This window comes from Planktothrix agardhii (assembly GCF_904830935.1).
Taxonomy (GTDB): Bacteria; Cyanobacteriota; Cyanobacteriia; order Cyanobacteriales; family Microcoleaceae; genus Planktothrix; species Planktothrix agardhii.
The window spans coordinates 2230407-2246386 of sequence record NZ_LR882952.1; the positions used below are offsets into that span (position 1 = coordinate 2230407).

Consider the following 15980-nt stretch of genomic DNA (forward strand, 5'->3'; position numbering starts at 1 on the left):
AACCCGCCCTCACATTGTAAAGACGGGTTCTTAAATCTTGTCTAAAACTTAATCTTAGACCGCCGCAAAGAATTCTTTAGACTTGACGGGATCGGGGATCATGGTCTTGTCACCAGGTTGCCAACCCGCAGGACAAACTTCATCGGGGTGAGCTTGAACATATTGAAGCGCTTGCAGTGTCCGCAGAGTCTCATCCACGTTACGACCAAAGGCGAGGTTATTGATCGTGGCGTGTTGAATCACCCCTTCTTTGTCAATGATGAACAGACCGCGCAAGGCAATTCCGGCTTCAGGATCAAGCACGTTATAAGCGGTGCTGATTTCTTTTTTCAGGTCAGCCACCAGAGGATATTTCAGGTCGCCCACACCACCGGATTTGCGATCGGATTGAATCCAAGCTAGGTGAGAAAAGGCGCTATCGACGGAAACCCCAAGAATTTGAGTATTGAGTTTGCTGAATTCTTCAGCGCGATCGCTAAAAGCCGTAATTTCAGTCGGACAAACAAAGGTAAAGTCTAAGGGGTAGAAAAATAGAACCACATACTTACCCCGATAGTCGGATAGTGAGATGTCTTTAAATTCTTGGTCAACAACGGCCGTTGCTTTAAAATCCGGGGCGACTTGGCCAACACGCAGGCTCTCAGCCATGAATAATACTCCTTAAACTGACGATAGTATAGTTTCGTTGCAGAAAATTAGGATAACTTTGATCCCAATTGTTTTGCTATTTTACGATTTGTTACAAATACATCATAGTCGAAATGAGTACAGTTAAACAAGACTTAGAAAAAAACAAGTATAGTGCTACGCACTCTGACCCCAAACCACAAAATTAAGGGTTAATATATTATAGCGTTTCTCGGTCTGGTGAGGTACAACAACTCTACCCCCAACCCCATTAGAAAGGGGGCTTTTCTGGTTCCTCTCCTTTGCACGGGGGGCTAGGGGGGTATTTTTTGTACGTCATATAATTAAGAACCGCTATAGTTTCAAATGGCTCAAGCGGGATTTGAACCTGCGACCTTGGGCTTATGAGTCCCCTGCTCTAACCACTGAGCTACTGAGCCTTAGTTTATTCACGATTAAACAATATAACACAAACCTTTCCCAGATATCAACCCCCTGTTTAATCTTTTTTTCAGGGGGTAGGGGAGGGGGAGAGCGGAGAGCAGGGGAGGGAATAAAAAGTACCCTTGCTCTTTCCTCGCTACTATCCAACCTTCAACACCTCAATGCCTCAACACCCTAATAATTTTGGGATACCGTAGAACTTTCTGGGGGTAGGACAGCCATCGGGTTAACTGCACCTTGGCCATTAGGATGGATTTCAAAGTGCAAATGGGGCCCGGTGCTGCGGCCGGTGGTTCCCATTTCCGAGATTTGATCTCCTTGAGCCACTTTTTGGCCTTCGCTGACCAGGATGCGATCGTTATGGGCGTAAACCGTTAAACTGCCGTCGGGATGTTCAATTTCGACTAAATTGCCATAGCCACCATCATTCCATCCCGCATAGCTAACAACCCCAGGGGCAGCAGCGACAATTGGAGTTCCAATCGGCCCAGCAATATCAATTCCCCGGTGCATCCGTCCCCAGCGCCAGCCATAGCCGGAGCTCAGAACACCCGATGATGGCCAAATATAGCCATTAAAGCGCATCGACCCACTCGGTAAATAAACATCTGGCCCAGAGAGAGGGGGTAACTGCGGGGAAACCATCTGACCCAAAGCCGGATTGCTTAAAGGATCATAAGCCCTAGAACCAACGGGGGCAGTAGCCACTACCGAACGTCTTGATGCGGGCTGGAGTTGGGCAGCCGGAGATGTCACGCCATTGGGAGACAATTGAGCTAACTGTTCCGAAGCCAAGTTCTGTTCGGCTTGACTAGCCTTTTCAGGAGCATAGGCTTGAGGATTAAACTCAGGATTAATCAGTTTTTGACGATGTAAGGAAGCCATTCCCTTAGAGGTCAAAACTTCAGCCTTGGGCTGTTCATTTGGTTCTAGGGATACGCTGGTCAACTGATAGCCACTCTGAACCTTATATTCCTCGCGCAGTCGTTCTACTTCAGATCTCAGGCGATCGCTGTACAATTTATTAACGGCTTCTGATTTGCTAACAGAAACCTCTTGAACCGCCAACTGTTCGGACAAGGAAGAAAATTTTGAATCAACCGGAATCGCCACGGCTGCGGTTGCTATGGGAGTAGAAGCATCGACCCCATCATTCATAGCACGGTTCGCCAGTTGGTTCAGCGAGATTTGATTTAAAGTGCTATGGGTCGGAATCGAACTCAGATCAGCTATATCTTCTCCTGGAAGATCGGCAACGGCTGAATCATCACTTCTATATTCTGAGGGAAGAACTGCCGGAAGCACAGATTGAGGTAATCTCCCTCTTAAAAGGCGCAAGTCTGTTGCGGCAGAAGCTTGTTGTGGAGAGGGGTCAGCATCTGGACGAATCTGAGGGTCTTGCCATGAATTCGTGGCTAGAGAGGCCGGACTATTAGAAAAACTACTCGCCAGTTGCTTAGGGATTTTTAGACTCTGATTGAGACTCAGAACATTAGGATCAGTTAGCTGATTTGCCTTAATAATGGCATCAACAGAAACATTATGCAGTTTAGCAATTCGAGCTAACGTATCACCCGAACCTACCTGATAAACTTCCGAGATGGTTGGGTCGCGCTCATCATTCGGAATCACAAAAGCTCCAGATAGCCCTTGGGAGATGGTATCTAAAGAATTAAAATGAACCGAGTTAGAAACCCTATTGGTGGACTCCCACGGCTGATTGGAGTGAGCAGGAGATCCCGAATTCCCCACCGATGGACTTAGTATTTCCTGAGTAGCCGAGGTTTCACCCCCAGAAAGAGGAATTTGCTGATTGAATCCGGGGTTGGATTCCGACAGCGTAGCTGATTCAGGTAACGATTCCGAGTTAACACTCGGCCGAGACTCTGGTGTAGAAAATGCTTCTACGCTAGTCTTATCTGGTTTGTTTAACCCTAAATCCGTAGATTGACTCCGGTTATTTGTCACTTTCTCATCTGTATTCAGACTGGAAAGGCTCCGCAATAGAGATGGCTGCCAATCGGGTTGGGATGTTTGTCCGGTTGAATTTTCCACCGTCGGGGAGGATACTGCCATCGGTGCAGGAGACTGCATCGCCGGATTGGACTCAGGATCGGATAACTCAGTTGCCATGACTCGATCGTTCGTTTTGGGCATAAGGATGCCCGAAGCGACGGCCAAACCGAGAAATGCGAAAGAGGTATAAACCTTACGACTGCCAGGGTGTGCGACCTGTTGTTTGGTCTGGCCTGTTGCAGTCTGATCTAAATTGAAATCTAAATTAGGCATAACAACAGGTTGATCATGATTTGGAACTGTTCCTTTCAAAGAACGACCTCCTATGGAGAAGCGTGCTGACTGTCCTCGAACCGCTCAAGAAATTCATATCAGTGAAATTAATCACATTAATTATTGACTGAAATCACTGAGGATAATCTTGATTAAGTCAGATTACCTTGATTTTTCAATTTCGGCAACAAAAGCCAAAGTTAGATTGAAATGCGAACCCTGAAAATTAAGGATAGATAAACAATAACCCTTGAGGGCCGAGGATGTTTAAATATGAGTGAATTCTGTCACCAGAGTTCAGATGAGAATTTACACCAGTTCCTACCAAAAATACAACACCTGATCTGGGGCTGTTAATTTCTGGGGATCAGATGACAAGATCGATCAAAATAGACAATTAAGAGCTTTAAATCAAAGCCAGTTAAGGGTTATGGCTTTTTTGTGATAGGAAAAAATACCCCGTTTAGATGAATAAAATCTATCACTGTCGGGGGACAATTGAATCCGGTCACTTATAAAAAAAAGTTATCAGATTGGGGTGGTTTTTGGGATTAACACAATATCAGGGTTTGAGGGATGGAATTCACCCCAAATAACCGAGTTGGCGGCGTACCTCAAATAAACTGATGGCAACACTCACGGAGAGATTCAAACTTCTCACTCCGGCTTCAGCCATGGGAATATATATTGTTGCGGTGCAAGTCTCCAATACATCGGCCGAAAGTCCGGTGGTTTCACTGCCAAAGAGCAACCAGTCGGAATCTTGAAACTGGAACTGGACATAGTTAGAAGCCCCTTTGGTACTAAACCCCAGCAAACGGCCACCCCGTTGTTGATGATGGTTTTGAAAGCTGGAGAAATCCGGGTGGTGGGTGAGCTTAACGTAGGGCCAATAATCTAATCCGGCTCGTTTGAGGTAGCGATCGCTAATTTCAAACCCCAATGGCCCGACTAAATGTAATTCGGTACAGGTTGCTGCACAGGTACGGGCGATATTTCCGGTATTGGGAGGGATTTGTGGCTGAACTAAGACAACGTGGGGCATGAGGTAATTAGACCAGGAAACAAGGGCTTTTGGGTCGGATCAACCCGGTTGATGAGTAATAAATCTATAGTTTTTCTTTATACTTTGTAAAGAAATTTATTGATAAGATATTCTCATCTAAAAATTGGCCAATTTTCAGGCGATCAGGGGTTGACAAATTTGATCTTCAAACTCTTGTTCCTGGGTTGCCATCTCCTGAATGGCCTGTTGAATAATCAAGCGAGGATCGTGGCCCTGTTCCGACAGTCGTAACCATTGTTGGGCGGTAGACCCTTCTCGCAGTAGCTTTTTCACCGGAGACAGAAAGCAACTAAACCCGTGTTTTTTGGCAATTGGCCAAACTTCTGCATAAATTTGTTCAATCCAATCTCTAACGGAAATTAGGCTGCCATCTTTCCAATGCCGCAGTTGGGCGTCTAAACTATGGTGGGCTGCGAGAATTTCATTTTGATCTGAAATTTCGACTAAATCCTGGGCCCGGCTATTTTCAGGAAGTTGACTGAGTTGCAATGGATCAAGGTCAGGATTCTCTAACATTTGCCAGATCCGAGCTTCTAATAACGCTGTGATCGCTAACAGGGCGATGGGGTTGACCATCAAATCACAAATTCTGAGTTCTAGGCGGTTTAAATTATAGGGACGGCGATCGCCATTGGGTCGTACCGATGACCACAGGTGACGAACATTCTGCATGGTTTTTTGTTGGAGTTGGGTTTCTGTCCAGTCGATAAAATGGCGATGGCTTTCAAACAAGGGGACAAAAGCTGGGGTTTTGGGGAATAAATGCCAACGGGTGGAATGATATCCGGTGACTTTGCCGCCCAAAAAGGGAGAGGAAGCACTCATCGCTAAATATAAAGGAGCTTCAACCCGCACCAAACGAATTGCCCGCATTAACTGTTCGAGATCAGCAATACCCACATTAATATGAATACTGGCAGTAACTACATCCGTACCATAGGTTTGTTCAATATAATCATGATAGGGATTTTGGGGATCGGAGCGATAAAATTTCTCCGTACCGCCCAGGGGTAGGGTACTTCCTGGGATGATAGTATAGTCCCCCAACTTTTGTAAATATTTTCGGAGTTCCCGCCGAGGTCGAACTAAGGCACACAATAACCGATCATAATTACACAGGGGGGCGGTGGTGTACTCGACATTGCGACTATCGGGTTCGCGGACAAATCCCTCTAAATCCGCTACAATTTTATCGGACAGTCCCACCACGTCACCTTGGGGAGTTCCGGTATACATTTCTACTTCAAAACCTTTGGATAAAAGCATAGTACAGTTATCAGTAATCTGTTATCAGTTGTGGGGGCGGGTTCATCGAGATTTAGGTGATTAACAAATATCTCACACCAACCTGCCCGTACAAGTTATCGGGGTAAGAGTTATTAGAAAAGAGTTGATCAACTGTTTGCTAATAATTGAATCTGGGTTATTAGAAAATAATTCCTATTCTCTATCCTATCACGGATTCTGAACCCCAAGGAAAAATGCTATCGGGTTCATTGTAGTTAAAAATATAGTCATAATCAAAATCGAAGGCTCGACTATGACGGGTGAGGGAGAATCCACAAGCAATCACTTGGCTAGTGGTAAAGGTTGCCATAACTAATTCAATTAATTTTCTTGATTTTATTTCGGGTTTCTGTACATAATAATCCCGTTTAGCAAAAAATACCCGTTCATCTTTAGGAACAATAATTCCATTCACTTTATGGGCGTGTTGAATCGGTTTGAGATAATTTTTAATAAAATAATCTTGATTAGTTTGTAGGCGAGAGAGTCGTTCATGTTGTACCCAACTCATTTGAAATAGGAGTTTAATCATTTCAAATCCGATAATATAATTAAAAACATTATCTTTGTCTTTTGGGCTTAATGCTAATTTTAAAGCTGACTCTAAATATTGACTAGGTTGACACCGAGCATCCTGGGCTGAATGAATATAAAACTGTCTAATATACCCGCGTAAAACTGATTCGTTTAGGGGGGCTTTTATTTGAAAAGCACTGAGATATTGTTTAACTCTTTGCAAGGTATCAATATCCTCCAACATCTTCGCCATTAAACCATCGGCGGTATATTCATCTAAAAATTCTGCTTGTTTTTCGGGGGAAGATGCACATAGAATATAGCACAGAGAGAGAACATAACGACGTTGATTCCAGGGTAAACTTTCTGCCCACTGTTTTACTTCTGGGGGAAGTTTCTCAAACATCACGTTATGTTTCATCAACCCAAAAACATCTATTTCTGCTTCATCGTTGAATTCAATATCCATGATCTCATCCCCTTCGGCACACTGAATAAATTTTACCTGATTTTAAAGGATTTGAGAGGTTTTTGTTTGTCTGCGACTGAATTTCATTGACATACTCAAGAGTTTATACGGTGGGGGTATCCTAGCCCGAAATCTGTCTATAATCTGGAAAACGTTTAATATTTACCGTAGGGGTTTGGTCTCCAAACTCAAGCTTAAATACTGTGGGAAAACCTAAACCCTATAATTAAAGAGTGTTCATTTGGTTTAATTCTGCTCTAATTTTATCTAAACTGTTATCATAATTAATATTGTTCTGTTCTTCTTCTTCGTTAGATATTATTTCATCAGCAGCAAATTCTAATTCGGTATTTACTATTTGTTGTTGATAATAACTATTTCCTTGTTGTTTATAAGAACTATTTACATCAACTTTAAATCTGATTTTACCTGAAATCCACTGTCCAGAATTTGATTTGAGTAACTGACAGTCGATTCCTTGAGGCGGAAATACTAATCTAATTTCATTTAATTTCAGTTGTATTGATTTATCTGTTATTTTTAAATCTTGGCATAACCTAGAAGTTAAAGGTGATCTACTATCAGGTTCATAGAAAAGTCTATGTCTCATATTCTCAGTCATCAACTCTTTCAACCTCGATACTGTAAATGTATCTTTATCCAACATCACAATATCGTCATCCTGTTCCAACTTAATAAACGATTCCGTCATTGATTTAATCCTTGAAATTATTATAGATATCCTCTATTTTAATGTAAGTAGGTATCTATAATTAATCTTAAAAAAAATCGTTGTTGGGCTTTAGCCCTTCTTGGTGCGCTGAAGCGCAACAACAAAATAAAAAGTTCGTTGTTGGGCTTTAGCCCCTCTGGATGCGCTCAAGCGCAACAACAGAATAAAAAGTTCGTTGTTGGGCTTTAGCCCCCTCTTGATGCGCTCAAGCGCAACAACAGAATAAAAAGTTTCGTTGTTGGGCTTTAGCCCCTCTGGATGCGCTCAAGCGCAACAACAGAATAAAAAGTTCGTTGTTGGGCTTTAGCCCCCTCTTGGTGCGCTGAAGCGCAACAACAGAATAAAAAGTTCGTTGTTGGGCTTTAGCCCCTCTGGATGCGCTCAAGCGCAACAACAGAATAAAAGGTTTCGTTGTTGGGCTTTAGCCCCTCTGGATGCGCTCAAGCGCAACAACTATTAGTTTGTGCCTGATTGTAATAATTTTAAAATTTCCGCTTGAATTCGTTGTCTAAAACGGGGATCATTTTGTTGATGACGGGTCATATCATTGAACTGAGAAATTGTTAATCCCTTTGATTCAATAATTCGTTTTGCTTGGTCACAGTAACTAACTGCTAATTGAGGCGCGTTCCCGGGTAAGGCATTAAAACTGGTGGGTTGGTCACAAATAATTCGGGGAACATCTCCAACAATTTTTTTAATTTCATTGGCTACTTCATGACGTCGGGATTCTAACGCTAAAGCCGCCTTAGCATAATTTATAATCGTTTCTTCACTATAGTTAAAAATATCTTGAGCGCGCGCTGGCGAACCCCAACTTAAGGAGGGAAAAGTTTGGGAGGGTGTTTGACTCCACCCCATAAAAACACCACAACCGGATAGAATCGCAACGGTTAAGGATTTCGATAGAATTTGAGGAAATAGTAATGTAGTTTTCATAGCAGGTTCATCATATATAGAGTTAATTTTGAGAAAATCTCAGATCAGTTTTGTAGGCGCTGGAGTTCAACTTGAATCCGTTTTTGTAACGCGGGGTCAGCCTGTTGACTTTGGGTAATTTGATTGAAACGAGTGATAGTTAACTCGTTGGTTTCAATAATTGATTTAGCTTGGGTGCAGTAATTGACCGCAATATCTCGAACGCCTTTATCAAGGCTATTAATAGCTTGGGTTTCACTGCAAACCACATCGGGAATAGATTTTCCCGCCCCGAATATTGCTTGAATTTCGTTATAGGCGGTCTGACGTCTGGGCTCAATTCCTAGGACAGCACGGGCATAATTCCGAATTTCAGCCTCACTAAATTCTGGGGACTGTTGGGCCAGAACAACGGTATTGAAACCAGAAGCCGTTGATACTAACCCATCTGGGACAACTCCCAACAAAACCGCGCCCGAAGAAAATAGTCCCAGTAGCAGAGCACGGGTAAGGGGGTGTTGAGGCATGAATCGTAAGATACGCAAAGAATCCATCATATTCAAAGGTTTTGATGCCACAGGATAAGGTGAAAGTGCTTAGTTATATTGAATTATTTTACGGGTAAGAAGTTCCTGATCCAAAATTTAAAAACGCTTTAGCTAAGAATTCTATGTCCAGTAACAAGTTTGACTTCCAAAAAACTGAGGGTTTGACTTCTACGCAGAGAAAAACTTGATATTCAAAGTAATTAATAGTATTTATTTACTAAAATGTATTAAAAAATACAACAATTATCCAAGAAAAATATACTAGAATACCCATAGTGTTTTATTGTTTAATTATAAACTAACTTCTGGTTTGTTTGAATAGTTTATTGGAATCATCAGACGCATGAAACATATTCTCGTTATTATTCACCAACCCACTTCCGAGACGGGACGGTTGGGACAAATTCTAACATCCTATGGTTATCAACTCGATATTCGCCTTCCCAGTCATGGGGATAGTTTACCCGGCTATTTAGACAAACATGATGCGGTGATTGTTTTTGGGGGGTCAATGAGTGCCAATGATGAGAATATTTCACCCCATATTCGCACAGAATTAAACTGGATTCCCTTGGTTTTGGAGTCGAAAAAACCCTATTTAGGGATTTGTTTAGGGGCGCAACTATTAGCTAAAGTTTTAGGGGCAAAAGTATCTGTCCATCCCCAAGATATTCACGAAATTGGCTATTTTCCCATTACTCCAACAATAGAAGGACAGGATTATTTTCACGATTTGGAATATGTTTATCAGTGGCATCGAGAAGGGTTTGAATTACCCTCTGGAGCCGTATTATTAGCCACGGGAAAAACCTTTGAAAACCAAGCATTTTGTTATGAAAAAACCGCCTATGGTCTTCAGTTTCATCCTGAAATAAATGGGGCATTAATGCAGCGTTGGATTGAACGCGACATGGAACAATTAACTTTACCCGGAAGCCAATCTGTTATAGAACAATTAAGAAGACATCGTTTGTATGGAATTCAAGGAGAAAAATGGTTAAAAACATTTATTCCGCTTTGGATTAATTCAATTCAATCGGAACAACGCTTACAGCTAGAAAAACGCTCGGATTAAAATAAACAGGGAATATAGCAATCCGCGCCTTCGAGTTAATAAATATAAAATCCCAACTTTTATTTTTTCCATAAAATTTAATATCCTTGAGAATTTGGTATGGGTGAGAACCTGAACCTCGACAATTAGAAATATTCAATATTGACAGATAGCCGATAATTTTTCCGTTCGTTTGAATACTCTTATCAATAATGATAAACTCCTTAACGAGTTTCTAGGGTTAACTCATAGTCAAACGGTCGGGAAGATTCAGATACCACAACCACTTGATAATCACCAGAATCGGGTAAACGACCTGACCAACGGTTTTTAGGTGAATCTTCTAGTAAGGATTGAGCTTTTTGTGTATAAATTGAAAGTAAAGTTGATCCTTGTGGAGATTTGAGACGCACCTGTAAAACTTGATTTTTATTCAAGTGAGCAATATAGATTTTTCCTTCACCGGGTTTTAGTCGATCTTTCAAGGTTTTTTGAGTTTTTTTAGAAGCAAATTCTACCCGTTTCCAGGCAGTTCCCGCTTCTAAATTGTTAACCACATCATTAGTAATAGCTTGCCAAACTTGTCCCATAGGAAACCCCAAATCAACATTTCTTGATTGTTCTGGAAATAGATCAAAAAATTTGGCATCCGCTAAATCATATAAGGATTGACTACTTAACTGTAACTGATTCATTTGTGCTTTTAAGTGATCTAGATCATTAATACTATAGTTTCCTAATTTTATCCGAGATTGATCACTGAGTTTCGCTAAACGTTGTAAAAATTCATCCGCAACTTTATCCCATTTTTCTCGCCAAATTGAATCCGAGGATTTATCTGTTAAAGTTCTTCCCCGTTGTTCGGGATAGCGATTATAAAATTCTTCGTTAACTAAATTTACAAAAAAGTCAAAATCAACTCCTAATAAACGCCGTTGTTCTCGCAATGCTTCTTGTCGTTGTTCCTCCGTTTTTGCGAGTTGGTTTAAGTCTTGATTTGCATAATGATTTAACCCATAGCGTCCTCCTAACCATCCAAAAACCCCCAAAGTTAAGATAAAAACAAACACCAATAAAGGCGTTTTTATATAAGAATTTTTTCCGGTTTGAGGGAGAAAAGTCTGGGGGGATAGACTCTGATTTAGGATCGGTTGAGTAGGATTTATAGAGGTTTGGAGGGGTGGATTTATAGCCGAAAGAGCTACCAGAACATCCTGAACAGATAAAAAGCGATCGCCGTGACGATAGGCTAACATTTTATCTAATATTTCCCCAAACTTTGGATTTAATTTAGTGTATTTTCTCCAATTCCAATTTAAGGTTTGTGGATCAATTAATTGTTGCGGTTCTTTTCGGGTTAATAACACTAACATTGTCGCAGCTAAAGCATACAAATCACTATTAGGATAAACCATACCCAAACGCATTTGTTCATCGGGGGCGTAGCCCACTTTTCCTAACCTTGTAGGTGAGGGATTTTGACCCCCTTGTACTGCCAATTCCGATTCTACTTTGGCTTGAATTAATTTCACCCCGCCAAAATCAATTAACATGGGTAAACCATCGGATTGACGTTGAATCATATTATCAGGAGAAATATCTCGATGAATCACGCCATAACTATGAATATAGTCTAATATAGGTAAAATTTGGAATAATAATTGCATCACTTCGGCTTCTGTAAAAGACTGTTGATTCAATAAACTTCGATAGTTAAAACCCTCAACATAATCCTGTACAAAAAACAAATACCCTTTATTATCAATTGTTTCTCTAAATAACTCTCGAAATCGAGGAATTTGGGGATGTTTCAATTTATAGAGAATCTCCGCTTCCCGTTCAAATAATTCCTGGGATTTTTTTAAAGTAAAACTTCCTTGTACCTGGGGAGAAAATTCTTTTAAAACACAAAGTTCATCAAACCGATGTTGATCTTTTGCTAAATAAGTCCGTCCAAAACCCCCATGTCCTAACTCACGGACGATGGCATAATGGTTTCTCAGAACAAGACCCGGATAAATTAATTGACTCATGGGGTGTTAGGATGAAAAAATGAATACTGAACGGTTCCAATCTGTCTTAATTTAGAGTAGCAATTTATCAGGACTGTAGCATGGGTCAACTCCGAGATGAACAACGCCAACGGGCAATTTCCGCCTTAAACGGCTTTTTATCTACACCCCTATCGAATTTAGTTCAACCCTCTGAAGATAGAGGGGTGAATTCTGTTTTACAACTATTCCAAGATGTTGTCACAAAAGTTCCCGCCTATCAACAGTTTTTAGCCACTCATCATCGGTCTATTGATGATATTCAAACCTGGGAAGATTTCCAAACTTTGCCTTTAATTACGAAAGAAAATTATTTACGTCAATATTCCTTATCCCAATTGTGTCGTTATGGTCAATTGGAAACCTGTGATTTAATTGCAGTTTCTTCAGGTTCCACCGGAAATCCAACATTTTGGCCCCGTTTTATTAGTGATGAATTGCAAATTGCGACTCGCTTTGAACAGATTTTTTATGATAGTTTTCAAGCGGATCAACGTCGAACTTTAGCAGTAATTTGTTTTACCCTGGGAACTTGGGTTGGGGGAATCTATACAACGGCCTGTTGTCGTCATTTAGCCACTAAAGGTTATCCCCTTACAGTGATTACCCCAGGAAATCAAAAACCGGAAATTTTTCGGGTAATTCGAGAATTGGGAGAACAGTTTGAGCAAGTGGTTTTATTAGGCTATCCTCCGTTTATTAAAGATGTTATTGATACGGGAATTACTGAAGGCATAGAATGGGCAAAATATCAAGTTAAATTAGTATTTGCTGGGGAAGTTTTTAATGAAGAATGGCGGCGTTTAGTCGGGGAAAGGGTGGGATCAACTCAACCAAATTATGATTCGGCAAGCCTTTATGGGACAGCAGATGCGGGAGTTTTAGGGAATGAAACACCTTTGAGTATTTGTATTCGTCAATTTTTATCTGAAAATCCAGAAATTGCCAAACAATTATTTGGAGAATCTCGATTACCAACTTTAGTTCAATATGATCCTAAAAGTCGATTTTTTGAAGTCCAAAAAACAGATAATTCTATCACTGGAACCCTATTGTTTTCGGGAGATAATGGGATTCCGTTAATTCGATATCATATTGCAGATCAAGGCGGAATTATTGAATTTCAAGAAATGTTAAATTTTTTGAAACAATGGGATTTTGATCCGATTTTAGAATTACAAAAAACAGGAGATCGGGGAATTTATCCCTTACCATTTGTTTTTATATTTGGGCGATCGCAATTTATTATTTCCTATTTTGGAGCTAATATTTATCCTGAAAATATAACCGTAGGTTTAGAACAACCCTTAATTAAAGATTGGGTGACGGGTAAATTTGTGATGTCTATTTTGGAGGATTCTGATCAAAATCGGTTTCTATCAGTGGTTGTAGAATTAGCACCTGGGATTGAAGAAACCGAGGATAAAAAACAAGCGATCGCCCATTCTATTTTAACGCAATTAAAGCGCTTAAATAGCGAATTTGCTAATTATGTTCCCCCTGAATATCAAACCCCTCAAATCACCCTCAAATTAACGGCAGATCCCGAATATTTCCCCCTGGGAGTAAAACATCGCTATACCAGAAATTAATCATTTATCCTGGGCTATCAACAATTTATATAATATCGGGGCCAGAAATTTTTTAATTGGCAACTAACTTAAATCAATCCTTATTCAATGTTGTGAGATTTTAAACCTTGAGAAGATGGGCTAAAGCCCAACAACGCCCAACAACGCCCAACAACGCCCAACAACAAAAACGAAATTAAATTTTAAAAAATAGCACTGTGTAAATCATTGGGGGTGAGATGGGAATGAACAACTTCACCATCTTTAAACCAAACAATTCGACGGGTTTGACGGGCAACATCGGCTTCATGGGTGACCATTACAACGGTCATTCCACCCGCATTTAATTCAGTAAAAATATTCATCACTTCTTGAGTAGTTTGAGAATCTAACGCCCCCGTAGGTTCATCTGCTAATAATAATACCGGACGATTCACAATAGCACGGGCGATCGCTACCCGTTGTTGTTGACCTCCAGAAAGTTGATTCGGTCTATTATTTAATCTATTTTCTAACCCGACTCTAATTAATGCTTGCTTTGCCCTTTCTCGACGTTCATTCGAGGGAATTCCAGCATACATCATCGGTAAAATCACATTTTCTAAAGCACTTAATTGGGGTAAAAGATGGAATTGTTGGAATACAAACCCTAATTTAATATTGCGAATGCGGGCTAAATTATTTTCTGACATTTGCGCCACATTTACCCCATCCAAATAATAGGAACCTGCGGAGGGACGATCCAAACAACCGATAATATTCATCGCCGTTGATTTCCCCGAACCCGAAGCACCCATAATCGAACAGTATTCTCCTTGTTCTACCGTTAAGATGACACCTTTTAAAGCCTGAACTTGAATATCACCCATCCCATAAACTTTGGTGACATTTTCTAAGTGAATAATCACCGGATTGGTTTGAGAATCTTGATTTTCTGGTTTAGTCGAAATTGATGTTTTCATAATTTTAATAGGATAGGGAATAGGGAATAGGGAATAGAGATATAGCAATCCTATAATCAAAACTAAACCAATTAAATACTTCTTAAAGCTACAATTGGGTCAAGTTTGGCAGCTTGTTTAGCAGGAACAACACCGAAAAACAATCCAATAGCCCCAGAAATACTAACGGCTGTTACAATCGCAACACTGGAAACTCCGGCTTGTAAAGGAGTGAAAGCACCGACAACTAAAATGCCACCAACGCCAATTAATGTACCAATCAAACCCCCTGCTGCTGATAGGATAACAGATTCAATTATAAACTGAATTAAAATATCTGATTGGGTCGCTCCGATCGCTTTTCTTAATCCGATTTCTTGAGTTCTTTCGCTGACAGAAACCAACATAATATTCATAATTCCAATACCGCCCACTAATAGAGAAATGGCGGCGGTTGCTGCCAATAAAATAGTTAAAGCTCCAGCAATACTGCCCAAAATATTCATTAAATCCTTTTGATTCCTAACAGTAAAATCATCTTCATTAGTAATTTTATGACGTAACCGCAATAAATTTTCAACTTGAAATTGAGCCGCCCGCATATTATCTTGACTATCAATAGTAATAGAAATAAATGTAACTTGGGTTCCGTAGGGCGATCGATTTCCCACAATTCGATTTGCCATTGTAGTTAAGGGAACAAAGGCATTCATGTCGTCATTACTGCCAAAACTAGAGCCTTTAGGCTGCATTACCCCAATAACTTGTAAACTCAAATTCCGCAGTCGAACCGACTTACCAATCGGATCTTCAGTTCCAAATAATTGTTGAGCTAATTCTGATCCTAATGCCACAACTTGTTCATTCCGTTTTAAGTCTAAATCCGTAATAAATCGACCTTTAGCAATATCAAAATTACGCACCGATAAAAATTCCGGTGTGGTTCCCACGATAGAAGCTGAAGCATTATTACTGCGATAGGTAATTAATTCACTGCCATTTAAAGAAGGAGAAACTTGTTCAACCGAAGGCACTTGTTCGGCGATCGCGATCGCATCTTCTAAGACTAAATTTTGCGGCGGAAACACAGGACGGCGTTGTGAGTCAGGACTTCCGGGTAACACAAATAAAACATTTGGCCCCAAAGAATTGACTTGATTATTGACAAATTTCTGAGCACCTTCTCCAATACCAATCATAGCAATAACAGAGGCATTGCCAATAATAATTCCTAACATAGTTAAACTACTTCGCATTTTATTCGCTAATAGTGTTGTAGTTGCCATTTTGATACTTTCTAGGAAATTCATAATTTGGTGTGTTGACGGTTAATGGTTGACTGTTGACTATTAAAGACTATCCTTTTTTCTTAAGGTTGTTTGCTCGTTTCCAATTATATTATAGCTGAATAAATCAAATCCCACCGCCGGGATGAGACTTGATTCGGATTAGAAATTGGAATCGGG

The 15980-nt window shown here is 40.5% G+C and carries 13 protein-coding genes and 1 tRNA gene; 2 read left to right on the top strand and 12 right to left on the bottom strand.

The annotated features are described in order from the left end of the window. Positions 1–54: 54 nt before the first annotated feature. From NMG88_RS10320 to NMG88_RS10360, 9 genes are all read right to left on the bottom strand, one after another. On the bottom strand, positions 55–648 hold the full coding sequence (locus tag NMG88_RS10320; protein ID WP_042155459.1) for a peroxiredoxin: 594 nt from the start codon (positions 646–648) through the stop codon (positions 55–57). Positions 649–994: 346 nt separating this feature from the next. Next, positions 995–1067, bottom strand: a tRNA-Met gene (locus tag NMG88_RS10325). A 178-nt stretch (positions 1068–1245) separates the two neighbouring features. Then, positions 1246–3399 (bottom strand): LysM peptidoglycan-binding domain-containing M23 family metallopeptidase, encoded by a 2154-nt coding sequence (locus tag NMG88_RS10330; protein ID WP_235765970.1) that lies wholly within the window; start codon positions 3397–3399, stop codon positions 1246–1248. Between the two features lie 544 nt (positions 3400–3943). Further along, positions 3944–4405 (bottom strand): tRNA (cytidine(34)-2'-O)-methyltransferase, encoded by a 462-nt coding sequence (locus NMG88_RS10335; RefSeq protein WP_254035402.1) that lies wholly within the window; start codon positions 4403–4405, stop codon positions 3944–3946. Positions 4406–4540: 135 nt separating this feature from the next. Then, positions 4541–5692, bottom strand: a complete 1152-nt coding sequence (gshA, locus tag NMG88_RS10340; protein WP_042155454.1) for a glutamate--cysteine ligase — start codon at positions 5690–5692, stop codon at positions 4541–4543. Positions 5693–5873: 181 nt separating this feature from the next. Next, a complete protein-coding gene (locus NMG88_RS10345) occupies positions 5874–6698 on the bottom strand; it encodes a hypothetical protein (RefSeq protein WP_042155452.1) in 825 nt (274 codons plus the stop codon). Between the two features lie 226 nt (positions 6699–6924). Then, positions 6925–7410: a KGK domain-containing protein gene (locus NMG88_RS10350; RefSeq protein WP_254035403.1), complete on the bottom strand. Its 486-nt coding sequence runs from the start codon at positions 7408–7410 to the stop codon at positions 6925–6927. 477 nt (positions 7411–7887) lie between these two features. Then, positions 7888–8370 carry a DUF4168 domain-containing protein gene (locus NMG88_RS10355; RefSeq protein ID WP_227350985.1) on the bottom strand — a complete coding sequence of 161 codons (483 nt, stop codon included), beginning with the start codon at positions 8368–8370 and terminating at the stop codon, positions 7888–7890. 44 nt (positions 8371–8414) lie between these two features. Continuing rightward, positions 8415–8876 carry a DUF4168 domain-containing protein gene (locus NMG88_RS10360; protein ID WP_227365162.1) on the bottom strand — a complete coding sequence of 154 codons (462 nt, stop codon included), beginning with the start codon at positions 8874–8876 and terminating at the stop codon, positions 8415–8417. 364 nt (positions 8877–9240) lie between these two features. On the opposite strand from NMG88_RS10360, the gene NMG88_RS10365 reads away from it, so the two are divergent. Beyond that, positions 9241–9972, top strand: a complete 732-nt coding sequence (locus NMG88_RS10365) for a glutamine amidotransferase-related protein (protein WP_042155444.1) — start codon at positions 9241–9243, stop codon at positions 9970–9972. A 203-nt stretch (positions 9973–10175) separates the two neighbouring features. Here the strand turns inward: NMG88_RS10365 and NMG88_RS10370 are convergent, their stop codons facing one another. Beyond that, positions 10176–11984, bottom strand: coding sequence for a serine/threonine-protein kinase (locus NMG88_RS10370; protein WP_227365164.1), 1809 nt, complete (start codon positions 11982–11984; stop codon positions 10176–10178). An 80-nt stretch (positions 11985–12064) separates the two neighbouring features. Here NMG88_RS10370 and NMG88_RS10375 point away from each other — a divergent pair, with 80 nt between their 5' ends. Beyond that, positions 12065–13594, top strand: a complete 1530-nt coding sequence (locus tag NMG88_RS10375; RefSeq protein ID WP_254035404.1) for a phenylacetate--CoA ligase family protein — start codon at positions 12065–12067, stop codon at positions 13592–13594. Positions 13595–13776: 182 nt separating this feature from the next. On the opposite strand, the gene NMG88_RS10380 is transcribed toward NMG88_RS10375, so the two are convergent. Together NMG88_RS10380 and NMG88_RS10385 are read right to left on the bottom strand one after the other, a co-directional pair. Beyond that, on the bottom strand, positions 13777–14535 hold the full coding sequence (locus tag NMG88_RS10380) for an ABC transporter ATP-binding protein (protein WP_026796953.1): 759 nt from the start codon (positions 14533–14535) through the stop codon (positions 13777–13779). A gap of 71 nt (positions 14536–14606) precedes the next feature. Beyond that, a complete protein-coding gene (locus tag NMG88_RS10385) occupies positions 14607–15824 on the bottom strand; it encodes an ABC transporter permease (protein WP_026796952.1) in 1218 nt (405 codons plus the stop codon). Between the last annotated feature and the right edge of the window lie 156 nt (positions 15825–15980).